Annotated in this window: 6 protein-coding genes; 3 read left to right on the forward strand and 3 right to left on the reverse strand. The window is 61.6% G+C overall.

What is annotated here, in order from left to right:
- Positions 1-2,032 (forward strand): TonB-dependent receptor (locus ABYM29_RS14000; protein WP_372865402.1); only part of this gene is annotated, 2,032 nt, incomplete at its 5' end.
- 12 nt (positions 2,033-2,044) lie between these two features.
- The gene (locus ABYM29_RS14005) at positions 2,045-3,565 is read left to right on the forward strand and encodes a PepSY domain-containing protein (protein WP_372865403.1); all 1,521 of its coding nucleotides are present in this window, start codon (positions 2,045-2,047) and stop codon (positions 3,563-3,565) included.
- Here the strand turns inward: ABYM29_RS14005 and ABYM29_RS14010 are convergent.
- The gene (locus ABYM29_RS14010; RefSeq protein ID WP_372865404.1) at positions 3,516-3,794 is read right to left on the reverse strand and encodes a peptidylprolyl isomerase; all 279 of its coding nucleotides are present in this window, start codon (positions 3,792-3,794) and stop codon (positions 3,516-3,518) included. The genes ABYM29_RS14005 and ABYM29_RS14010 overlap by 50 nt on opposite strands.
- A 91-nt stretch (positions 3,795-3,885) precedes the next feature.
- Here ABYM29_RS14010 and ABYM29_RS14015 point away from each other — a divergent pair, with 91 nt between their 5' ends.
- Positions 3,886-4,641: a hypothetical protein gene (locus tag ABYM29_RS14015; protein ID WP_372865405.1), complete on the forward strand. Its 756-nt coding sequence runs from the start codon at positions 3,886-3,888 to the stop codon at positions 4,639-4,641.
- A gap of 26 nt (positions 4,642-4,667) precedes the next feature.
- Here ABYM29_RS14015 and ABYM29_RS14020 read toward each other — a convergent pair whose 3' ends face one another.
- A complete protein-coding gene (locus ABYM29_RS14020) occupies positions 4,668-6,029 on the reverse strand; it encodes an NAD-dependent succinate-semialdehyde dehydrogenase (RefSeq protein ID WP_372865406.1) in 1,362 nt (453 codons plus the stop codon).
- Between the two features lie 17 nt (positions 6,030-6,046).
- The coding region (gene doeA / locus ABYM29_RS14025; RefSeq protein ID WP_372865407.1) for an ectoine hydrolase at positions 6,047-7,056 on the reverse strand (1,010 nt) is incomplete at its 5' end.

Here is a 7,056-nt window from a genome sequence, read left to right on the forward strand (position 1 = left end):
GCTTGAAGAGATGTCGGTGGTCGCCGAAAAAGAAAAAGCCGCCGGCTTATCCCTGTATGAACACCATCAAGCGGGCTCGCGCCTGGGCTTGAGTGCTATGGATATTCCCGCCAGTGTGGCAATTGTCAGCGGCGAAGATATCGCCGAGAAGGGCGATTTCTCCGGTTTATCGGCACTGACGCGGGCGGCGGGCTTTGCCGCCAATGCCTCGCCGGGCAACGGTGGCAGTGCGACCTCGGTGCGCGGTTTTGCCGGACACAGTTCGGTAGTGAGTACCTATGATGGCAATCGCCTGTATGTGGGCAGTGGTACGGTCAGCTTTCCGGCAGATACCTGGACCATCGACCGCATCGAAGTTTTGCGTGGCCCCGGATCCGTCATTAACGGCGTCGGGGCGATAGGCGCCACGGTGAATTACCTGCCGAAGAAACCCCAGTTTGAGCAGCCTAACGGTGAGCTGGATATCAGTGCCGGGAGTTTTGGCCTGCGCCGCTTTGCGCTGGGGCTGGGCGGCGCGGCCAGCGAACGCCTCGCCTATCGTGTCGATGCGGTGGATCACCGCAGTAACGGTTACGTCGATCGCGCTGCAGAGCAGCGCCAAGCGCTGGCCGCCAGTGTGCTGTTTCAAGCGAGCGAGCGGCTGGGCCTGCAATTGGCCGTGGACGTGGCCGATACCGACGCGGCGCCGTACTGGGGAACACCGCTGGTCAATGGCCGGGTGCGCAAGTCGACGCGCCGCAATAACTACAATATTGCCGATGCGATTGTTTCCTATCAGGACTTGTGGCCGCGACTGACGGCGACCTGGCAGTTGAGCGAGGCCGCCGTGCTGCGCAGCGAGCTTTACTATATGCACGCCGAGCGCCACTGGCGCAATGTCGAGAGTTACCAATACAACGCGGCCTCTGGCGAGGTGGATCGCAGTTTTTATCTGGAGATATTGCACGACCAGCAGCAGCTGGGCTATCGCGCGGATCTCACCGTCGAGCAGTCGATACTGGGGCGCGATAATCGCCTTAATGTCGGCCTTGAGCTGAATGATATCGACTTCAGCCACCGCAATAATTCGCCCTACCAGGGCAGCAGTAGCGTGGCCTTGCAGAATCCTAGTCCCGGTCGCTGGCGCGATGGCGTAGAAAGCGCCACGACCGACGACTTCAGTAGTGACACCCAGCAGTTCGCGCTCTTTATTGACGACCATTTGCAGATTAGCCCGCAGTGGAGTGCGGTGCTGGGCTTGCGCTATGACCGCCTCGACATCGAGCGTGAAGATCTGGCGCGCAGCAATGGCCAGAGTGCGTCGCGCAGCACTGCCGAGCCCAGTGGTCGCAGCTGGCGTGTTGGCGCGGTATATCAGCCCAGCGAGACGATCAGTGTCTACGCGCAATACAGTCGCGCCCTGGATCCAATTGGCTCAGTGCTCACTTCGGTGAATGATGATGCCAAACTTGCCGAAGGCGAGCAGCTCGAGTTTGGTATGAAACAGCAGTACTGGCAGGGGCGCTTGCAAACCACCTTGGCTGTTTACAATATTGTTAAGCGCGACCTGCTGAGCAATGACCCCGGCGGCGTGCAGCGGCAGATTGGCGAGCAGTCATCGCGGGGAGTTGAGTTGGAGCTGTATGCGGCGTTGAGCGAGACGCTGAGTGTGGATTTCAATGTCGCGGTTGCCGATGCCCGCTATCAGGAGTTTGTAAAAAACGGCGACAATTTTTCCGGCAACACGCCGCGCAATGTCGCCGAGAAAACCGCGAATCTGTGGCTGCGTTGGCAGTGGCATCAAAACTGGCAGCTGGGCGCCGGCGCGCGCTATGTGGGCAAACGCTACGCCAATGATAGCAATACCCAGGAACTGCCTTCCTACCGGGTGTACGACGCGTCGCTCAACTGGCAGGTGAGTAAGCCCTTGCGTTTGAGCCTGCGCGGTAAAAACCTGTCTGACAGCAGCGACTACGTGTTGGCACCCTACGGCGATCAATGGATATTGGCCGATGGTCGCGCGCTTGATATTAGTCTGAACTACCGTTTTTAAAGGCCCAGGTGAATGAAGTTCAAGCGCACTCTCTACCTGTGGCACCGCTGGCTGGGTATTGCCATGTGCCTGTTGTTTGCCATGTGGTTCTTCAGCGGCGTGGTGATGATGTATGTCGGCTTTCCGGGGCTTGCCGAGGAGGAGCGCCTGGCGGGCTTGCCGACGCTGAACCGCGGCGATATTGCCCTGCCGCCGGCGGCGCTGCTCGACGACGCTGAGCTGAGTGAATTGCGGCTCTACTCGGTATTGGGCCGGCCGGCGTATTTGGCCCGCTACCAAAATGGCAGTGAGCAGCGCGTGTTTGCCGATGGCGGTGAGCCCATGGGTGGCGTGGATGCGAGCGCCGCGCTTGTCGCCGCGCGGCTGTTTGCCGAGACCAGCGGCCGGGTGGTGCGCCAGTCGCCGCAGTTGACCACGATCGAGCGCATCGATTACGACCAGTGGAGCGCAGCCCGCCACCTCGATCGCCACCGGCCGCTGTACCGCGTTGACCTCCATAGCGCCGACGGTCTGCAGTTGTACGTCTCGTCGCTGACCGGCGAGGTGCTGCGCGATACCAGTCGCCACGAGCGTGTGTGGAATTGGTTGGGGGCTAATCTTCACTGGCTGTACCCGGCGGCGCTGCGCCGTCACGGTGAACTGTGGGCACAGCTAGTGATCGGCGTATCGCTGCTGGGCTTGCTGTCGATTATTAGTGGCGGCGTGCTGGGTATCTGGCGCCTGCGTTTGCGCCGGCCCTATAAAGGCAAGCGTTACAGCCCCTATCGCGGCGTGATGAAACTGCATCACGTGCTCGGCCTGTGCTGCCTGCTGGTACTTGGCAGTTATATGTTCAGTGGCCTGATGTCGATGAACCCCTGGGGGCTGTTTAGCGCCGGCGAGGGCGCCGGCGCGCAGGCGCAGCGCTATCGCGGCCGCGCCGAGGCGGCGGCCTCACCGCTGTTTTCGCTGGCAGCCGTGCAGCGGGCACTGGCGCAAGCGCCGTTTCGCGAGTTGCGCTGGCAGCGCCTGGCGGGGCAGTTCTACCTGTTGGGCTACACCGCCGAGCGCCGGCCGACTCTGCTGGGGCCGCAGGACTGGCAGCGCGAGGAGGTGATGGCCGAGCGCATCGCCGCCGGAGCAGCCATGCTATTGCCGGGCCGGCGCTACACCGTTGAGCTGCTCAGTGATCACGACTTTTATTACTACAGCCACCACCAGCGCTACCGGCCACTGCCGGTACTGCGTCTGCGCTTTGATGACGATTTGCAAAGCTGGTTTCATGTTGATCCGCACAGCGGTGAGTTGCTGGGGCGCTTGAACCGGCCGGAGCGGCTGCGGCGCTGGCTGTACAACGGCTTGCACAGTATGGATTTTCGGTTTTTTCTCGATCGCCGGCCGCTGTGGGATGTGCTGCTTATCAGCTTGATGCTGCTGGGTTTCAGCTTTGCTGTAACGGCGCTGTGGATCGCTGCTCGTCGCCTGCGCGTCCGCCGGCGAGGCTCTAGTCGCGGTAGTAGACCTGTACTAAGTGAAAGCCAAACTTGCTCTTGATTGGCCCGTGAGTTTCGCGCAGGGGCTGGGTGAAAATCACCTTGTCGATGCTCGGCACCATCTGCCGGCGGCGCACTTCGCCCAGGTCGCCGCCCTTTTTGCCTGAGGGGCAGCTGGAGTATTTGCGGGCCAGCATATCAAAGGCCTCACCTTTGGCGAGGCGCTTTTTCAGGGCGCTGGCTTCAGCGGCGGTTTTGACCAAAATGTGGCGGGCCATGGCCTTGTTCATTATGCTGCTCCGGAATTGACGGTCCAGTGGTGACCGACGGTGGGGCTGATTATAATCCCATTCGCCTATCGTCCCCAGTGCGCAGCCTATTATGCCCAGACAACCCTTCAGTTTTAGCGACCTCGCCGCGGAATGCCAGATTTCCCAGCGCCATTATCAACTCGATGGCCGCGCGCTGGGATTGCGTATCGAGGTGCCCGTGGAGCTGCAGCAGCACTACCCCTACAACGGCAGTGCCTACGGCTTTTTGCAGCAGTTGCGCGCGCAGATTTTCGAATTTGGCGTGGTGGAGTTTCCGGGCTTGCCGCTAAACCCCCGTAATTACACCCTGGCGCAGCGCGCTCCCCAGCAGCACGCTTACAGCAGTAACAGTTATATGACCGATAGCTGTCAGAGCCCCCACCAGGACACGCCGCCGTATCCCACCGCGTTTTGGCTGCCCGCAGAGCGGCGTTACTTTGCCACCTGGATAGTGTCGCAGGTGGCGATGCAGCGCTTCTACCAGCGTCAGGCGGCGCAGCCCCGGCTCAGTGTGGAGGCCTTGCATCGCGAGCTGGTGGCCGAGAGCGTGGCCGACGGCAGCGGGCTGTTGTGCAATCAGCGCCCTGGCCTGCTGCTGATCGACAACAGCCATCACCACCAGCTCTACCACGCCAGAACGGCGAACTTTGCCGCCCAGGCGGCGCAGCCCGACTTTGCCAGCGATACCCCGATGTATGCCTTTAATGAAGTGGGCCTGCTGAACTATCTCGATGTGATGGACAGTCGCCGCGGCCCGGAGCATCGCGATGCCGAGGAAATGGCCGAGGTGCAGGCGTTTATGCAGCGCGAGCAGTTGCTCGCTTGACGGTGGCGCGCGGGCCCCCGCGCATTTTACTTAATCCACAGCTGCTTGGTGTTCACAAACTCGCGAATGCCGTGGGGTCCCAGCTCGCGGCCGTAGCCCGAGCGCTTAATGCCGCCGCTGGGCAGCCGCGGATCCGTTTTGACAATGCCATTAATTGCCACCTGGCCGCAGTCGATGCGCAGCGCCAGCTGCTCGGCGAGCTCGGCGTTGTTGGTCCACACCCCGGCGCCCAGGCCGTAGTCGCTTTCATTGGCCAGCTGCAGGGCCTCTTCTACATCGCTGGCGCGGGTTACGCACATCACCGGGCCAAAGGTTTCCTCGTTGAAGGCGCACATCGCTTCACTGACTTCGCTGAGCAGGGTCACGGGGTAGAAAAAACCCTCGCCGTCGGGGATTTCGCCGCCGAGCAGGCAGTTGGCACCGGCGTCGACGGTGGCGCTGACTTGGCGGTGAAGATTGTCGCGCAGGTCTTGCCGTGCCAGCGGGCCGATGTCGGTGTCGTCGCGCAGCGGGTCGCCGAGCCGCAGTTGGCTCAGCCGGGATTTCAGTTTGTCGACAAAGACGTCGTGCACTGCTTCCTCAACAATAATGCGCTTGGCAGCAATGCAGCTTTGCCCGGCATTGATGGTGCGCGACAGTGTGGCGACGTCCGCGGCGCGATCGAGGTCGGCATCGGCCAATACGATAAATGGATCGGAGCCACCCAGTTCCAATACCGCGGGCTTGAGTTCAGCGCCGGCAATGGCCGCCACTTTGCGGCCGGCGACGTCGGAGCCGGTGAATGACACGGCGCGAATTCGCGGGTCGCGCAGGGCCTGCTCGACATCGGCGGTTTCCAGCGGCAGGTTCACCATAATATTGGCGGGGGCGCCGGCGCGCTCAAAGGCCTCGGCGATGGCCAGTGCACAGGCCGGCACATTGGGGTCGTGTTTCATGGCGCAGGTATTGCCGGCCATCAGCGCCGGCGCCAGATAGCGAAACGCCAGCCACAGCGGCGCATTCCACGGCAGAATCCCCAGCAGGGTGCCCAGCGGTTGATAGCAGACATAACTCAGCGAGGCGTCGGAGGGCAGTTCTTCCCTGGCCAAAAAGGTTTCGGCGTGATCGGCGTAGAACTCGCAACAAAAGGCCGCTTTTTCCACCTCGGGGCCGCCCTCTTTAATCGGCTTGCCCATCTCCAACGCCATTAACTCGCTGAGCCGGGCCTTGTCGCTGCGCAGTTCGGCGGCAACCTTTCTCAAGACTTCGCCGCGCTGCACGATGGGAGTGGCCTGCCAGGCTTCGAAGGCGCGGTAGGCGTCGCCGATGCGCTCGTGCATTTGGGCATTATTCAGTGCGGGGTATTCGGCAATGATGTTGCCGTTCATCGGATTTCTGGCAATTAGCATGGCGACCTCGAAACAGCCTATTCGGAGGGGGATGGTGCAGTGGGCGAAGCGGCGCGCTGTTGGCGAGCTTTGCCCTGGCTTGCCGGGGGCGGCGCCGTCTGGGCATTTTGCCGGGGCAGTTTAATGCTCATATCTCTATCCATGGTGAAAAAGGATTTACAGCCGTCACTAGTAATATAGATGCTGTCGGAGATGCCGACGGTTTTATCCCCCTCGACCCCCCACATCCAGGGGATAATGTGGAAGGTCATGCCCTCGCGCAGCACCGCTGACTCGCCCTGTTTCAGGCTGATGATATAGCCCTCGTCCCAGCTCGGTGGGAAGGCGATGCCAATAGAGTAGCCCGAGCGGGTAATCAGCCGGGCGTCGACATGGTTGTCGGAAATGATGTTGCGAATCAGGTTGTCGGCGTCCGAGACCGTCATGCCCGGTTGGAATAGTTCGTGAACCATGGTCAGGGCGTATTTCATTCGCTCCTGGGCGTGGTGCATGGCATCGCTCAGTGGGCCAGTCACCACGGTGCGCATCATGGCGGTGTGGTAGCGCCGGTAGCAGCCGCCCACCTCCAGAAACACATGGTCGCCGGCTTGAATGCTGCGGCCCTCCCAGGTGGCGTGGCCAATCATGCTGCGCGGCCCTGAGGTGACATAGGGCATAACCGCCGGTGGTTCGCCGCCGGCGCGAAACATCGCGGCGCTAATGGCCGCGCCGACGTCATTTTCGGTGGCGCCGGCCTGGCAGGCGTCGATGCCAGCTTTCATGCCGGCCTCGGTGGCAATGGCGGCGCGATGCATCACCGAAATTTCCGCGGGTGATTTGCAGATCCGCCCTTCTTCAACAATGCCAAAGCAGTCCAGCAATTTTGCCCCGGTGAGGGTGGTGTGAATGCGGTCCTGCTGATAGGCGGGAAAGAAATAGCTGTTGCGCTCGTAGCCGATGCGCTTGTCGGCCATGCCGAATTCGCGCAGGGCGTCGACCAGCATCTGAATGGCATCGCCGGTGTCGGGGTAGGGGCGGGTAAGCTCGA

Source organism: Spongiibacter sp., assembly GCF_041602295.1.
Classification (GTDB): domain Bacteria; phylum Pseudomonadota; class Gammaproteobacteria; order Pseudomonadales; family Spongiibacteraceae; genus Spongiibacter.

Coding starts and splice junctions, on each gene's coding strand:
- ABYM29_RS14015 (WP_372865405.1), top strand. CDS start 3,886: ATGCCCAGACAACCCTTCAGTTTTAGCGACCTCGCCGCGGAATGCCAG.
- ABYM29_RS14005 (WP_372865403.1), top strand. CDS start 2,045: ATGAAGTTCAAGCGCACTCTCTACCTGTGGCACCGCTGGCTGGGTATT.
- ABYM29_RS14010 (WP_372865404.1), bottom strand. CDS start 3,794: ATGAACAAGGCCATGGCCCGCCACATTTTGGTCAAAACCGCCGCTGAA.
- ABYM29_RS14020 (WP_372865406.1), bottom strand. CDS start 6,029: ATGCTAATTGCCAGAAATCCGATGAACGGCAACATCATTGCCGAATAC.